Below are 15,615 nucleotides of genomic sequence, written 5' to 3'. Positions count from 1 at the left end.
CAATGACGCGCAATCTTTTCGTTCTGATGGCCGCCGCAATCCTTGGCGCCGGCGCGGCGCAGGCGGCGGAGGTTGACCCGGCGCTGCGAGCCATGCTGCCCGAAGCCATCCGGCAGGCGGGCGAGATCCGGGTGGGCACAGATCCGCAGCAGCCGCCCTATGATTTCTACGACACCGACAACACGACCCTGATCGGGCTGGAGCAGGATCTCGCCGCCGAGATGGCGGCTCGGCTGGGGGTCAAATTCACCTTCTCCCCCGCCCAGTTCGCCAGCATCATCCCGGCGATCCAGGCCGGCCGCTTCGATCTCGGCATCTCGGCCTTCGGCGACTTCGCTGAGCGCGAGAAGATCCTCGACATCATCGACTACACGCTCGAAGGCACCGGGCTGATCGTGCTCGAGGGCAATCCCCACAACATCAAGAAGATCAGTGACATCTGCGGTCTGCGCGCCGGCGCGGTGCAGGGCTCGATCCCGCTGCAGCTTCTCGACAAGCAGAAGGGGCTATGCCCGGCCGACAAGCCGCTGGAGGTGATGCAGTTCCCGTCGAACGATCAGGCCAAGGTGGCGATGCGCAGCGGGCGCCTGGACGTCTCGCTCGATACGGTCGGCGTCGCCGCCTACACGCTCGCCCATCAGCCGCAGACCGGCAAGAAGCTGGAGCTGGTCGACACCGCCAAATACGCGGTCGGCTACCAGGGCATCCTGGTCGGCAAGAACAACCCCGAGCTGCGCGACGCGATCAAGGCGACGCTGCAGAAGATGATCGATGACGGCGCCTACGGGAAGATCTTCGCCAAGTGGGGCCTCAGCCAGAACGCCGTCACCACCATCACCGTCAACGATGCGGCCCGCTGGGCCGATTACATGAAACTCGACTGAGTCACCTTTCCTCGACTGCGAACGGACCAGACCATGACAGACAGAGTCAGTTACCGCGACGGCATCGCCCTGCAGCCGAAGGCGCTGGAGGCGAGCCGGCAGGCCGTGGCCGCGACGCTGGAGCGGGCGGATCTGGCGCCGTTGCAGCGGGGAACCGTCGCCCTGATCGGCATCGGCGCCAGCCTCTATGCGGCCGAGGCCGGCGCTACGGCCATGCGCGGCCAGGGCATCCGGGCCTTCGCGCTGCCCGGGACCGACCTCTACGACCCGGCGGTCGACGCGGCCGATGCCTATGTCGCGATTTCCGCCTCCGGCCGCAGCGTCGAGCCCGCCCAGGCGATCCGGGTCCGGCCGCAGGCCGCGACCTTCGGCATCGCCAAGGCCGCCGAGACGCCGCTGGGCGAGGTCGTCCGGACCATGGTCGCGACGGCCAGCGGCCCGGACAGCGGCCCGAACACCACCAGCTATGTCTGCGCGCTGCAGGCGATCGGCCTGATGGCCGACCGCGCTGGCCGGCCTTCGGGCGCCGACTGGGCCGCGCTGCCGGCAGCGGCCGAGGACGTCCTCGCCGCCGTGGCCGGGCCGGTGGCGAAGGCGTCGGCGCTGCTGGCCGGCCGCATCGCCATCGACTGCGTCGGCGCCGGCATCGCCTTCGGCACCGCCGGCTACGCCGCGCTGCTGATCCGCGAGGCCGTGCGCGTCGCGGCGCAGGGCTGGGACACGCTGAACTTCCTGCACGGCCCGATGGAGCCGAACGACGCGCGCAGCGGCGTGATCCTGTTCGGCGACGGGCGGGAGGTGACGCTGGCGCAGGATCTGGCCGGCTTCGGCATTCCGTCGGTGCTGATCACTGCGCGTGGCGACGTGGCCGATGCGAGGAACCTGGTGGTGATCCGGGTGCCCGGGTCGGGGCTGCCGGGCGCGATCCTGCAGGCGATCCCGGCCCAGCTGCTGATCGCCGACCTGGCCGAAGCGGCCGGCCTGCCGGTCTGCAACTTCCGCTACCGGCAGACCGATACCAAGCTGCCCCTGAAGGCGGCCTGACCGGTCAGCGCGGCCCGCCTGCCGCCCGGGCCGGGCGGCGGGCGGGCCGCGGCTCCTCCGCCCTATCGGCCTCGGGCAGCAGCGAGACGGCCGGGCGCCGATCCTCGCCTAGGAGCGTGCCGAGGCTGTAATCCGCCGCCAGCCCGACGGCGCCGAGCACCGTGGCCTTCCGGGTCAGTTGGCTGACGGCGATCTCGGTCGGCCAGGTCAGCTCGGCGACCGTCCGGGCGATCTGCTCCATCATCAGCTCGTTCTGGCCGACGCCGCCGCCGAGCACCGCCAGTCCGGGGTCGAGCACGCCGACGCAGGCGGCGACCAGCCGGCCGATATCCGCGGCATGCCGATCGATGCAGGCGCGCGCATGGGCCGAGCTCACGGCCCGCGCGAACAGCTCCTCGGCGCTCGTCGGTGGCGCACCCTCATCGGATGGCCAATCGCGGGCGCAGCGGGCGACCAGGCTGGCCGATCCCAGATACTCCTCCAGCGCCTCCAGCCGCGGCGTCTCCGTTGCCGACCAGGGGAAAGGCAGGCGCCCGACCTCGCCGGCCGCGCCGTTGAAGCCGCGGAACAATCGGCCGTCGATGATGATGCCGAGCCCGATCTTTACGCCGACCTGGAGGTAGATGAACGACGCGCGCCCCTGGGCCGTCCCCTCCCGCAGCTCCGCCAGCGCGGCGCAGTTGACGTTGTTCTCCAGCAGGATCGGCACGTGGAAGCGGCGTTGCAGGCTCCGCGCGATGGCCGGGAGGTCCTTGCCGCGGCCTCGTGGCGCCAGGGCGGAGGAGACGATCGTCGGCACCGCCACGGCGATCGCCCGCAGCGGCCCGCCCCGGCGGACGCGATCCAGCACCTGCTCCACAGCGCCGTCGATCTCGGACGAGGGCAGGTCGGCTTCCGCGATCGGCCTCCCGTCCAGCCCGGCCGCGACCGCATGGGTGTGGGTGGTGCCGGCATCGACGCCGACGACGATGCCGGCCTGGGGGCCGAGGCCATAAGTGACGGCGGTCCGGCCCGTCGGGCCCTTGACCGTCCCGCGCGAGGCCACCAGCCCGTGCGCTTCGAGCTCGCCGACCGCGGCCGACATGGTCGGTTTCGAGAAGGCGAGCAACGCCCCCAGCTGTGGCCGGGTGATCGGGCCTGAGGTCGACACGGTCCGCAGGACCGCGCGGGCGCTTTCGGTGAGGGCTGGCGGCGGCCCGGCGACCGGGAGGGCTTTCGGCGGATTCGGCATCGACACGCAGTGGCGGAGGAACCGGCCGATGATAGGGCAAGCGGAACGGCTTCGAAACCCGGACCGCCGGTTCCGCGGGTGGTTTCTCGGTCTCTGCTTCCCGGTCGAGCCGGCATTGGGCCACCGACACCGTCCGATCCGAGGTCGTGTCCAACCATGTCCGCGAGGCGAAGAGATCAGCGGGCCGATCCGCAATCGGTCACAAAATGGTGGGCGCCGGCCAGCGAGAACCTTAATCGCCGATAATGAGGGCGAGATCGATGGCGGCGATATCGAGGAGGCGGGACATCGAGGAATGGGCGCCTTCGGGATCGCGAAGCCGGATGCGTTCGACCACCTCGCGGTGATAGGGGAGCGAGTGAGCCGGGGAGCGGGCCTGGCCCGTCGAGATGCGGAAGGAATAGCCGAGCGCGGCGCTGATCGTCGTCCACATCTGTTGGAAGACCAGATTGTGGCTCGCCCGCAGAAGGCCGCGATGGAAGTCGATATCGGCCTCGTTGAAGGCGACGATGTCGTCCGGCATTGCCCTCTCCATGCGCTCGTAAGCGGCCTCCAGCTCCGCGACATCCATGGCCGAAGCGCGGGCTGCGGCGAGGCGGGCCGCGGCAGGCTCGATCACCCGACGAGCCTCGAGCAGGCTGCGGACGAATTCCGGGCTCGGCGCGCCGGCCATCGACCATTCCAGCATGTCCGGGTCAAGCAGGCTCCAATCCTCGAGATCGCGCACGAGGGTGCCCACCCGGGGGCGCGTGCTGACAAGTCCCTTGGCGGAGAGGACGCGGATCGCCTCGCGCAGCGCGCTCCGGCTGATCTTCAGGGTTCCGCAAAGCTCGCTCTCGGAGGGCAGGAGCGAACCCGGCTTGAACTCGCCCGACAGGATGCGGGTCGCGATCGCGCGCACCACCTGGCCGTGGATGCGCGGCTTGGAGAGCACGCGCCCCCCCGTCTCGGGGGCGGTGTCAGTCATGATAGAGCACCGAGCGGCCGCCATCGATGACGATGCAGGCGGCGTTGATGAAGGGCGCTTCGTCGGAGGCGAGGAAGACCGCGGTCATCGCGACCTCCTCCGGCTTGCCGATCCGCTTCGGCGGATGCAGCGCGCAGACGCGCCGGCGCTCGGCCTCCGGGTCGGGAAACGTGTTCCAGTGGTCGATCGCAAGCTGGGTCTCGATATAGCCGGGCGCGATCGCGTTCACGCGCAGCCCCTCCGGCGCATACTCGACGCCGAGAGCCCGGGTGAGGCCCAGGAGACCGTGCTTGGCGACCGGATAGGGAAAGCTGCCGGGGATGATGGTGAAGGCGTGGGAGGACGCGATGTTGATGATCGCGCCCGATTGCGCGGCCCGCATGGCGGGAAGCACCGCCTTTGTCATGCGCCAGACGCCGTCCAGGTCGATCGCGAAGCAGCGCCGCCATTCCTCGTCGCTGGTCTCGTGCGGGGGGTGGAAGACATTGATGCCGGCGTTGTTGACGAGGATGTCGACGCGGCCGAAGGCGGAGAGCGCCGTCCGGGCAGCGTCCTCAACCGAGGCCTCGCCGGTCACGTCGGTCTCGACGAAGAGGGCCTTGCCACCGGCGCCGCGAAGCTTGTCCGCCATGGCCGCGCCTGTTTCGGCATCGCGTTCGGCAATGACCACGGCAGCGCCTTCGGCCGCGAAGCGCTCGGCGGTGGCCGCGCCGATGCCGCGGCCTGCGCCGGTGACGATCGCAACCTTGTCCTTGAGCCGCTCCGCCATATCACCAATCCACGATCGTGCCGTCGGCGAGGACGGCGTGCTGCGTATGGATGACCTCCTGCGCGAAAGGATGGCGTGCGCATTCGGCTTCGTCGACCTCGACCCCCAGGCCCGGCGCGTCCGGCACCTGCCAGAAGCCGTCGATCATCCGGATCGGACCCTTCACGACATCGAAATACCAGGGCACGGCGCCGACCATCTCCTCCTGTATGACATGATTGGGCGTCGACACGGCGAAATGCAGCGCCGCGACGCCGGCGATCGGCCCCAGCGGATTGTGCGGCGCGACACCGATGCCGAACGTATCGGCGATCGCCGCGATCTTCTTCGCTTCCAGCATGCCGCCGCAATGGCAGATGTCGGGCTGGATCACGCTGACCGCCCGGCTGGTGACGAGGTCGGTGAACTCGGCCCGCTCGACCAGGCGCTCGCCCGTCGCGACCGGCACGGATGTCCGGGCGGCGATGGCCGCCAGCCCTGCGGTGTCGCCGGGCGGCAGCGGTTCCTCGACGAACATCGGCCGGCCGGGCGCAAGCGCGTCGATATAGGCGAGCGCCGCGCCGACCGACGCCGGACGGCCGTGGAAGTCGACCATGATCTCGACCTCCGGCCCGACGGCGGACCGGAGGGCGTCCATCAGGCGCGCCACCTTGTCGATCTCTGGCAGCGGCGCATGGAAATGCGTGTAGGGGATGAACACGGCCTTGAAGGCGTGATAGCCGCTCTCCACCACGGCGCGCGCACGCTCGACCAGCGGGTCGACCTCCAGCGTCTCATAGACGGCGCGCATGTCGCCGAGGCCGAGATGCGTGTAGACCCCGACCTTGTCGCGTACCTTGCCGCCGAGCAGGCGCCAGACCGGCACGCCAAGCGCCTTGCCGAGGATGTCCCAAAGCGCGATCTCGATGCCGGAGATCGCCGTCATCGCCACGGCGCCCAGCCGCCAGAAGGACTGTTTCTTCATGGCGCGCACCGCCTGCTCGATGTCGCGCGGGTCGCGGCCGATGATCAGCGGCGCGAGATCGTCGATCGCGCCGACCACCGCCCGGGTCTTCCATTCGAGCGTCGCTTCGCCCCAGCCATGGAGGCCCGGCTGGTCGGTCTCCACCTTCACGAAGACCCAGTTCCGCATCTCGGCGTTGACGATCCGTGTCCGGATGGCGGTGATCTTCACCGGGCTCTCCTGCTTGTCTGATTTATTAAAGTTATGAATGTGCGGATCGCGAACGTCAAGTCGGCGACGGAAGCCGGGTCAATGCTGGTTTAGCTGCTGGTTCCAGGAGTTATGCCCCTCTCAAAATCCCGACAAGAGGCTTGACCCTCGATCAAATATCGGATGTTTAATAGGAAACAGTCTGATAAAAGGGGGCAGGGAGGGATGCGGCTTGGCAGCGCCTCAGCGGTTCCGTCACCCGGGTACCGGTCCCGCCGGGATCGCGCCTTCTATGCGACCGTGGCGCCGTTCTTCGCCATTTTCACCGTCTTCAGCCTCTTCCCGGTCCTGTTCTCGCTCTATCTCGGCTTCAATCGCTGGGATGGCTTCGGCACACCGAAATTCGTCGGCCTCGACAATTATCTGCGGGCCCTCGCCGATCCGGTGTTCCGCCAGGCGATCTGGAACACCTTCATCGTCTGGATCGCCTCATCGGTCGCGACGGTGACGCTGGCCTTCGGCCTTGCCGTCCTGGTCAACGAATTCGTGGTCGTCGGGCGGCAGTATTTCCGTGTCGTCTTCCTGTTCCCGCTCCTGGTCGCGCCCGCGATCTCGGCGATCATCCTCCGTGTGATGTTCTCGTCGAATGGCGGCATCGTGAACACGGTGATCGGCGCGGTGACGGGCGAGCCCTTCTATTTCGACTGGCTCGGCTCGGAGGCATGGATCAAGCCGCTCGTCATCCTCCTCGTCGTCTGGCGCTGGACCGGCTGGCATTTCCTGATCTTCCTGTCGGGACTGCAGTCGATCTCGCGCGATCTGTACGAGGCGGCGCGGATCGACGGCGCCAGCCGGGTGCAGGTCTTCCTGCGGGTGACCGCGCCGTTGATGCTGCCGACGCTCGGCTTCTCGATCACCAACGCTACCCTGGGCGGGCTGCAGATCTTCGACGAGCCCTATGTGCTCACCGCGGGCACGGGCGGCACCGACAATGCCTCGACGACGCTCGGCATGTATCTCTACGCGACCGCCTTCACCAATTTCGATTTCGGGCTCGGCGCGGCGGTCTCCTGGTACATCTTCGCCGTGATCACGCTGCTGACGGTCGTCTATCACCGCCTGCTCGGGCGGATGACGGTGGGGACGGCATGATGGCCGGCTTCTTCGCCAAGCGCGAGCGGCGCGCCAACATCCTGATCACCATCGGCCTCGGCCTCTTCTCCCTGGTCTTCATCCTGCCGCTCTACTGGACCGCGGTGATGGCGACGCGGCGGCTGGAGGAGGTGTTCCAGTTCCCGCCGCCGGTCTTCTTCGGCGATGCTCTCCTCGACAATTTCGCCCGCATCCAGGCGGTATACGAGCCGCTGGCGCCGCTGGTGAACAGCTTGATCGTCGCCGTGCCGAAGACGATCGGCCTTGTCCTGGTCAGCGCCCTCGCCGGCTACGGCTTCGCCCGCTACCGGCGCGCCAAAGGCCACGGGCCGCTGCTGCTGCTGGCCTTCGCGACGCTGTTCTTCCCGCCGTCGCTGGCGCTGATCCCGTTCTTCCTCGAGATGAACTGGTTCGGCTGGCTCGACACCTTCTGGCCGCTGATCGTGCCGGCACTCGCCTCGGGTTTCGGTGTGATCTGGATGTACACCTACATCTCCGGCACCGTGCCGCACGAGCTCTACGAAGCATCGGAGGTCGATGGCGCCGGCACCTTCTCGGCCTTCTTCCGGATCGTGTTGCCGATCATCAGGCCCGGCCTCGCCGCGCTCGGCGTCTGGACGCTGATCAGCACCTGGAACGATTTCCAGCTGCCGCTCGTCATCCTGACCGACCAGGCGAAGTTCACGGTGCCGCTCGCGCTCACCTCGCTGAACTCGACCTATTTCGCCGACCTTCCGGCCGTGATGCTCGCCACCCTGATCGGCCTCGTGCCGGTCTTCATGCTCTTCGGCTTCTTGAGCCGGCAGTTCATCAGCGGCCTGACGGGCGGCGCCGTGAAGTCATGAGCGATCGAAGGGAGGACCCGACATGAAGACATACTGGAATGTCATGGCGGCGACGGTGCTCGGCCTCGCCGCAAGCCTGGGAACCGCGGTGGCGCAGGAGACGCCGGACACCGGGATCTCGGGCACCGTCAGCCTTTGGACCTGGCCGCACAACGACCGGACATTGACGTCGCTGCTGCCGGAGTTCAACAGGGCCTATCCGAACATCAAGGTCCGGATCCAGGGCTTCCCCTCCGGCAAGAACGCCTATCTGAACAAGCTGCTCTCGGCGCTTCTCGCCGGCACCGGCCCGGATGTCGCGATGGTCGAGATCAACAATGTCGCGCAGTTGAGCGAGAAGCAGCAATTCGCCGACCTGTCGAAGCCGCCCTTCAACGCCGGCGCGCTCAAGGCCGATTTCGCCCCGTTCGCCTGGTCGAAGGTCGAGGATCCGGCGACGGGCCGCATCTTCGCGCTGCCGAAGCACACGGGGCCGGGCGCTCTCTTCTACCGGCGCGACCTGTTCGAAGCGGCGGGCCTTCCGGGCGACCCTCAGGCTCTCGCGGCGACGCTCAAAGACTGGAACGCCTTCATCGAGGCCGGCCGGAAGATCGCCAAACCGAACGAACGCTGGATGGTGGGGACAGGCAATGAGCTGGTTCTCGCCTACATCGCCCAGCGCGGCGTCTCCTATTTCGACGAGGACGGCAAGCTGCTGGTGAACGGTCCGGTCTTCAAGGAGGCGTTCGAGCTGGTGGCAAAGGCACGGGATGCAGGGCTGATCTCGCCCTTCGCCATGTGGACACCGGAATGGCAGGGCGCCTTCGCCCGCGGGCAGATCGCGACCGTCGTCATCGGCAACTGGTTTGGCGGACTCTTGAAGAGCGCCTATGCGCCGGGCGATGCCGGCAAATGGGGCGTGGTGCCGGCGCCGGCGGAGAACGGCGTCTCGGCCTTCAATTGGGGCGGTGACTTCCTGGGCATCCTCGAGACTAGCGAGAACAAGGAAGCGGCCTGGGCGCTCGTCAAATGGATCGCCATGAACGACACCAGCCTGAAGCTGCAATATGAGAAAGGCGATCTCTACCCGGCCTACATATCGGCCGGGAAAGCGACCTGGATCAATTTCCAGGACCCCTATTACGGGGGCGAGAACACCAACGAGATCTTCGCCAAGGTGCAGGCCGAGATGGTGCCGCAGACCACCAACCCACTCGATTCCGTCGCCTATCTGGCGGTGGAGACGGCGGTGAACGCCGTGGTGACGAGCGGCAAGTCGATCGACGAGGCGCTGGCGCAGGCCGAGGCCGAGATCAAGGCGAAGATGTAGAGACCATTTGTAAATGCGACTGGTGCGGCCGTCTGACGGCGGTTTCTGCGCTTCCTGTGCTCACGCACCAAACGTGCGCTGCGCTCCGGTTCTCGAAACCACCGCCAGCCGACTCACACCAGCGCATTTCCAAACGGTCTCTGAGGTCGAGGCATGGGACGGTCCGCGCGGGCGTTTCGCGGCTGCGCCGCCCGGCTCCTCTTTCATGATCATCCGGAGTGACAATGCTGTTCGCGACATCCCTCGCCGGGACCTGGTCCTTCGCGCTCGATCCTGATCATCGCGGCCTGAAGGAGGCGTGGTTCGGCCGCGAGCTCGACGACACGATCGCGCTTCCCGGCAGCGTCGACGAGGCGCGGAAGGCGCCGGCCAACCCGGACGGCACCATGGCGCATCTCTCGCGCCGCCATCCCTATGTCGGCCGCGCCTGGTACGGCCGCTCCTTCGAGGTCGCGGCGGAGGCGGCGGGGCTCTACCACCAGCTGGTGCTGGAGCGGCCGCATGGCGAGGTGACGGTCTGGCTCGGCGGCATCAAGATCGGCCGCGATCGCAGCCTTTCGACGGAGCACCGCTTCCTGCTCGGGAAGCTCGCGGCCGGCCCGCATCGCCTCGTCCTGATGATCGACAATGAGCGGGTCGAGGCCGTCGGCGAGGCGATCACCCATGCGGGCATGGAGAATGTCGCCCATTCCAACACGGACCACACCCAGACCAACTGGAACGGCGTCGTCGGCTCGCTGCGGATCGAGGCTTCGGTCGGCGCGATCAGCCGCGTCGCCATCCATGCTCCGACCCGCCGGGCGCGGATCGACATCGAACTCGACGGGTTCGACACCGACATTCACTATCCGACCTTCTGGACTCGCGATGCCGGGGACCGGCTGGTCCTGCGATTCCGCCTCGCCAGCGTCGCGGAGCCGCTCGTCATCGAGCGGCCGGTCACGATCCGCAGTGGCTTCACCCCGGTCTCGATTGATGTCGATCTGCCGGAGGCGACGGGACTCTGGGACGAGTTCTCGCCGGTCGTGCACCGGCTCGATGTCGAATGGTCGCGCGGCGGCGTTCCGGTCGACCGGAACGAGACGAGCTTCGGCATCCGTTCCTTCACCCGTGACGGGCGGCGCCTGCGCCTGAACGGCCGGGCGGTCTTCCTGCGCGGCACGCTCGATTGCTGCATCTTTCCGCTCACGGGCTATCCGCCCTGTGACGTCGACGGCTGGCGCAAGGTCTATTCGACCGTACAGGCCTATGGTCTCAACCATGTGCGCTTCCATTCCTACTGCCCACCCGAAGCCGCCTTCGTCGCGGCGGATGAGATGGGCGTGCTGCTCCATGTCGAGACGCCGGTTTGGGCCGTGCTCGGCTCCGACCCCAATCTCGACCGCTTCATCCACGAGGAATCCGAGCGGATCGTCCGCGCCTATGGCAATCACCCGTCCTTCGTGATGATGGCGGTGGGCAACGAGCCGCACGGGCCGGGACTGCATGCCTTCCTGTCGCGCTGGGTCGCGCACTGGACCGAAGCGGATCCGCGCCGGCTCTACACCGGCTGTTCCGGCTGGCCGACGATCGCCGAGGCCGACTACGCCTCGAAGCCCGAGCCGCGATCGCAGCGCTGGGGCGAAGGGCTCGCCGGGCGGCTCAACGCGCAGGCGCTGGAGACGATGACCGACTGGAGCGCCTATCGCGATGCGGTCGATATGCCGCTCGTGACGCATGAGATGGGCCAGTGGTGCGTCTTCCCGAACCTCGATGAAATCGAGAAGTATCGGGGCGTGGTCGAGGCGCGGAATTTCGCCCGGGTCCGCGACGACCTCGCCGCCAAGGGCATGCTCGACCTCGCCCGGGATTTCCTGGTGGCGAGCGGCAGCCTGCAGACGAAGCTCTACAAGGAGGACATCGAAAGCGCGCTGCGGACGAGGGACCTCGCCGGCATCCAGCTGCTCGGCCTGCAGGACTTTCCCGGCCAGGGCACGGCATTGGTCGGCGTCGTCGATGCCTTCTGGGACCAGAAGCCCTATGTTTCGCCAGAGGCGTTCCGCGAGTTCTGCGCGCCCGTCGTGCCGCTGGTCAGGAGCGAGCGTTTCGTCGCGACGCGAGGCGAGCCGATCAGGGCGGCGGTCGAGGTCGCGCAATTCGGACCGGCGGATATTGAGGATGCGGTGCTGCGCTGGTCATTGGCCGATGACTCCGGGACAGTCATCGATCAGGGTGAGATCAGGGCTCGCCGGCTCACCACAGGCGACCTCCATCGGATCGCCGATCTCGCGATCGAAACCAGCGCCCTGGCCCAGGGCCGTTACGAGCTGCTGCTCGAGCTTGCCGGGACGGGATACCGCAATCGCTGGGGCTACTGGATTTTCGAGAAGGCCAGCGGGGCGGTGCCGCTCGAAATCGTGGCGGATCTGAACGAGGCGGTCCTCAGCCGGATCGAGGCGGGGGAGACCATTGTCTGGTCGCCCGATCCGAAGGCGATCCGGCAGGACAGCATCCTCGGCTTCACCACCGTCTTCTGGAATACGCTCTGGACCCGCCGCCAGCCGCCGCACACGCTCGGCCTCCTGATTGATCAGGACCATCCGATCTTCAGCGCGTTCCCGAGCGGCCGGGCTTCCGATTGGCATTGGTGGGAACTCGTTCATGGCCGTGCGGCGCTCGATCTCTGCGGGCTTGGCCTGTCGCCGATTGTCCGCGTTATCGACGATTGGAACTCGAATCGAGACCTCGCGCTTCTGGCGGAGTGCCGGATCGGGCGCGGCCGCCTCGTCATCAGCGCAATCGATCTTGCCAGCGACCTCGACCGACGCCCGGTCGCGTCGGCAATGCGACATGCGCTTGCCCAGCATCTCGTCCGCGACCGGGAAGAGCGGCAGCCTGCCATCCTGGATCGAAAGTCGGTGCTGGATTGGTCGGACGATCTGATGACGCGCGGAGGACTCGATCTTCGATCGTGAGGAGGACGTACGGGCCCTGGTGTGTGAGGCGCTCGCCAGGTCGCACCAAGCCGTCACCGGTCCAGGCGTTCCAGTTGGCGATCCCGTCCGGGGGCTCCGGGCGAGGCTTCCTTTAGGGCCGACGTGAAGACGGCACCCTGCCAAGGCGAGGCGCGCTGAGCATGGGAGGCAGGTCCCAAAAGGCGTAGCGCATCGACCGGCAGGAGAGGGCGATTCATCCAAGGATCGGCTCCGAGAGCAAGGACGCCGCCGGAAGTGCATCTAGGTCGGAAGCGGCCGGAATGCCTAGGATCTGCCTCGGGAAATGAAAGGGCTGGGCGCCCCCCGCCGATCAGCCCGGCAGCTCCCTCACATGGGGCCGGGCAGGCTTCGCTCTCCATCAGGATACGACTTGCCCGGTCCCCATGCCCAATCTGATCCCGGCGGCGGCCCGCACCTAGTCGGGCGGGGAGGCCAGGTGAAAGCTTCAGGAGATCGCAGTATCCGGCCTGATCGGGGCCAGATGGCTTTCAGCGTGGCCCCCCGGCACGCGGTCGCGATCCTGGCCATTCTGGCCGGATGCAACTGTGCCTTTGCGGAAGGACTTGCCGGCCGTGATGCCGGGGCCGTCCCGCTGGCGGCCGGCGGCCACCCGATGTCTGCCCCGGCAGCGGCCGTGCCGCGCTTGGGACCTGAGGCGTCTGTCCCGGGCCCCATGGCGGCGCTGCAGCCGGGATCCGATGTCGGCATCCCAGTGCGGAACGGGATAGCAGCGCTCCCCTTGCCGGATAACGCCTCCGCCGAGTTGCGCCGCCTGGCGCGCGACGCGCTGGCCGGGCAGGCGGACGCCGAAAACGATCTCGGCACGTTCTTCGCGCTCGGGATCGAGGTGTCGCGAAGCCTGGAGCAGGCTGCCTACTGGTATCGGCGGGCCGCCGACCAGGGCGTGGCCAGCGCCTCCTACAATCTCGGTGTTCTGCTGGAGCGCGGCCTCGGCGTGCCCCGCGACCCGGAAGAGGCGGTGGCCCGCTTTCGCGATGCCGCAGCCGCCGGGCATCCTGGTGCGCTCAACGCCCTGGGCCTTGCCTACCTTAACGGCTCCGGTGCGGCGCACGACCCGCAGGAGGCGCTGGCCTGGTTTCTCCGGGCCAGTGCCGCCGGAAATCCACGCGGTGCCTACAATGCGGGGCGGCTCTATGAAAGCGGTGAGCTCGGAGCACCCGACCCTTCCACTGCCGCCGGATGGTACCGGGTTGCGGCCGACGCCGGAGACGCGCAGGCCGAGGCCTCTCTTACAAGGCTGGAGGCCTTCGTCGACGCCGACACTCCTAGAGTATCCCGCGCCGGATTCATAGATCCCGCGCCGAGAGAGATCCTGCTCACGCCGGGTCCGGCCGGGACATCGGATGACGATGCGGACCGGATCCTGAACCAGCTGGCCTCGCGGCTGGCGCCGCCAATCTCCGTCGACGCGCCGGATATCCCGGGATCGGATATGCCCGGGACCCGGCTCGTGGCTGCGGCTGACCGGCCGCTCACGACTGCCGAGATCATCGAGGTCCAGCAGCTGCTGGCGGCGGCGGGGTTCTATAGAGGCCGGATCAACGGTCGGATGGGACGCAAGATCCGGTCCGCCGTCGCAGCCTTCCAACGGAGTCACGATATACCGGCGACCGGGCGGCCCTCGTCATCGTTGCTGGCTGCTCTTCGCACCGCCACCCTCGTCGCTCAGGGAGGATCGGCCGAGGTTGCCGATAGTCGAATGCTGCCTCCGGTTGAATAATACGATCTATGTCGAATTTGTTTTCTATTCTGTTCTTATGGGAGACTGAAGTCGGATTAATACTATGTAGTATTTGGCAATTATTGCTTCTGTCCGGCTAACTCTGCTTGGGCATCAACAAGCGTTTGGTTCCAGACACCACCAAGGCGCGAGATCGACGTAACCATGGGGCAGCATTGACGATGATGCGATATCGATGGCTCAGGCATTGTTGCGGGATGGTATCCGTGCTGATGCTCAGCGCTGCGTCGGCGTCGGCCCAGACGATGACGGAGGCGCTGGCGTCGGCCTACAGCACCAATCCGGATCTTGCCGCCGACATCGCCCAACTGAAGGCGACGAACGAAGGCATCGCCCAAGCCCTGTCCGGCTACCGGCCGCAGATCACCGCCACCGGCTCGATCGGGAGCCAGTTCAGCAACACCCAGACCGATGGGGTCGCAGGCGGTTCCCCGCTTGGCGGCGGGGGGCGGGATAGTCGCTGGCACGAAGTCAATCCAGCTACCCTCGGCATCACGATCACGCAGCAGATCTATGATGGCGGACAGACTCCCGCCGCCGTCGACCGTGCCGAGAACACGATCATGGCGACGCGTGCCGTCGTCCAGACCACCGAGCAGACGGTGCTGCTGGATGCCGCCACCGCCTATGTCGACGTGGTCCAGGCGCAGGCGGCGCTGGACGTGCAACGTCAGAACGAAGCCTTCCAGCGCCGCAATCTCCAGGCACAGCAGGGCCGGCTCGATGTCGGCGAGGTCACCCGCACCGACGTCAGCCAGTCCGAGGCCAGCCTGGCCAGCGCCGTCGCCGGGCGGATCGAGGCCGAGGGCACGCTTCGCGCCAGCCGCGCGACCTTCGAGCGCGTGATCGGCCAGCCGCCCGGAACGCTGGAGACGCCGACGGTGCCGGCCGGCCTGCCGTCCTCGATGCAGGAGGCGATCCAGCAGGCCCAGGCGAATTATCCCGGCATTGTCGCGGCGGTGTTCACCGAACGGGCCGCGGCAGCGAATATCGACCTACAGTTCGGTGCGTTGTTGCCGCAGCTCACCGTGCAGGCACGGTTCGAGCGGCAGTATTCCACAATTTCACATCCGTCGGGGACATCCGATCAGACGATCTTCGGGTCGCAGCAGACGAGCTCCGGGGCGCAGTCCCGCGTCGATTCCGCCGTGATCCTGGCTCAACTGAGCATCCCGCTTTATTCGCAGGGCAACCAGGAATCGTTGGTTCGCCAGGCTCGATACACCCATGGCCAGCGGCGGATCCAGATCGAATCGCAGCGGCGCCAGGCGATCCAGAGCGCCGTGCAGTCCTGGCAGGCGCTGGTGACGGCACGGGCCGCGATCAAGTCGTTCCAGGCCGCGGTCAAGGCCGAGCAGCTGGCGGTCTCAGGCTTGCAGCAGGAAGCACAGGTCGGAACGCGCACCGTGCTCGACGTGCTGCAGGAGCAGCAGAATCTGCTCAGCGTCCAGCTCAGCCTGGTCCGGTCCCGGCGCGACGAGGTGGTCGCCGGCTACCAGTTGCGCAACGCCGTCGGCAGCCTGA

Annotated in this window: 12 protein-coding genes; 8 read left to right on the top strand and 4 right to left on the bottom strand. The window is 67.4% G+C overall.

The annotated features are described in order from the left end of the window. The first annotated feature begins 2 nt into the window (after positions 1-2). Positions 3-884, top strand: coding sequence for an ABC transporter substrate-binding protein (locus ABDW35_RS01525; protein WP_343712076.1), 882 nt, complete (start codon positions 3-5; stop codon positions 882-884). Positions 885-917: 33 nt separating this feature from the next. Then, the gene (locus ABDW35_RS01520; protein ID WP_343712075.1) at positions 918-1,928 is read left to right on the top strand and encodes a hypothetical protein; all 1,011 of its coding nucleotides are present in this window, start codon (positions 918-920) and stop codon (positions 1,926-1,928) included. 4 nt (positions 1,929-1,932) lie between these two features. On the opposite strand, the gene ABDW35_RS01515 is transcribed toward ABDW35_RS01520, so the two are convergent. From ABDW35_RS01515 to dgoD, 4 genes are all read right to left on the bottom strand, one after another. Then, entirely contained in the window at positions 1,933-3,012 is a 1,080-nt protein-coding gene (locus ABDW35_RS01515; RefSeq protein ID WP_343712074.1) for an ROK family protein, read from the bottom strand. Between the two features lie 379 nt (positions 3,013-3,391). After that, positions 3,392-4,126: a FadR/GntR family transcriptional regulator gene (locus ABDW35_RS01510; protein ID WP_343712073.1), complete on the bottom strand. Its 735-nt coding sequence runs from the start codon at positions 4,124-4,126 to the stop codon at positions 3,392-3,394. After that, a complete protein-coding gene (locus ABDW35_RS01505) occupies positions 4,119-4,895 on the bottom strand; it encodes an SDR family oxidoreductase (protein WP_343712072.1) in 777 nt (258 codons plus the stop codon). Before ABDW35_RS01505 ends, ABDW35_RS01510 begins: the two co-directional genes overlap by 8 nt. Position 4,896: 1 nt before the next feature. Continuing rightward, positions 4,897-6,069, bottom strand: a complete 1,173-nt coding sequence (dgoD, locus tag ABDW35_RS01500; protein ID WP_343712071.1) for a galactonate dehydratase — start codon at positions 6,067-6,069, stop codon at positions 4,897-4,899. A gap of 279 nt (positions 6,070-6,348) precedes the next feature. On the opposite strand from dgoD, the gene ABDW35_RS01495 reads away from it, so the two are divergent. The 6 genes from ABDW35_RS01495 to ABDW35_RS01470 all read left to right on the top strand — a co-directional run. Beyond that, on the top strand, positions 6,349-7,200 hold the full coding sequence (locus tag ABDW35_RS01495) for a sugar ABC transporter permease (protein ID WP_343712070.1): 852 nt from the start codon (positions 6,349-6,351) through the stop codon (positions 7,198-7,200). Then, a complete protein-coding gene (locus ABDW35_RS01490) occupies positions 7,200-8,045 on the top strand; it encodes a carbohydrate ABC transporter permease (protein ID WP_343712069.1) in 846 nt (281 codons plus the stop codon). The genes ABDW35_RS01495 and ABDW35_RS01490 overlap by 1 nt, the downstream gene beginning before the upstream one ends. A gap of 22 nt (positions 8,046-8,067) precedes the next feature. After that, on the top strand, positions 8,068-9,354 hold the full coding sequence (locus tag ABDW35_RS01485) for a sugar ABC transporter substrate-binding protein (protein WP_343712068.1): 1,287 nt from the start codon (positions 8,068-8,070) through the stop codon (positions 9,352-9,354). 224 nt (positions 9,355-9,578) lie between these two features. Continuing rightward, positions 9,579-12,308 carry a sugar-binding domain-containing protein gene (locus tag ABDW35_RS01480; protein WP_343712067.1) on the top strand — a complete coding sequence of 910 codons (2,730 nt, stop codon included), beginning with the start codon at positions 9,579-9,581 and terminating at the stop codon, positions 12,306-12,308. A gap of 694 nt (positions 12,309-13,002) precedes the next feature. Further along, the gene (locus tag ABDW35_RS01475; protein WP_343712066.1) at positions 13,003-14,070 is read left to right on the top strand and encodes an SEL1-like repeat protein; all 1,068 of its coding nucleotides are present in this window, start codon (positions 13,003-13,005) and stop codon (positions 14,068-14,070) included. A 233-nt stretch (positions 14,071-14,303) separates the two neighbouring features. Further along, the coding region (locus ABDW35_RS01470; RefSeq protein WP_343712101.1) for a TolC family outer membrane protein at positions 14,304-15,615 on the top strand (1,312 nt) is incomplete at its 3' end.

This window comes from Inquilinus sp. (assembly GCF_039594555.1).
Lineage (GTDB): Bacteria > Pseudomonadota > Alphaproteobacteria > DSM-16000 > Inquilinaceae > Inquilinus.
This window is presented reverse-complemented; position numbering and strand designations above follow the sequence as displayed.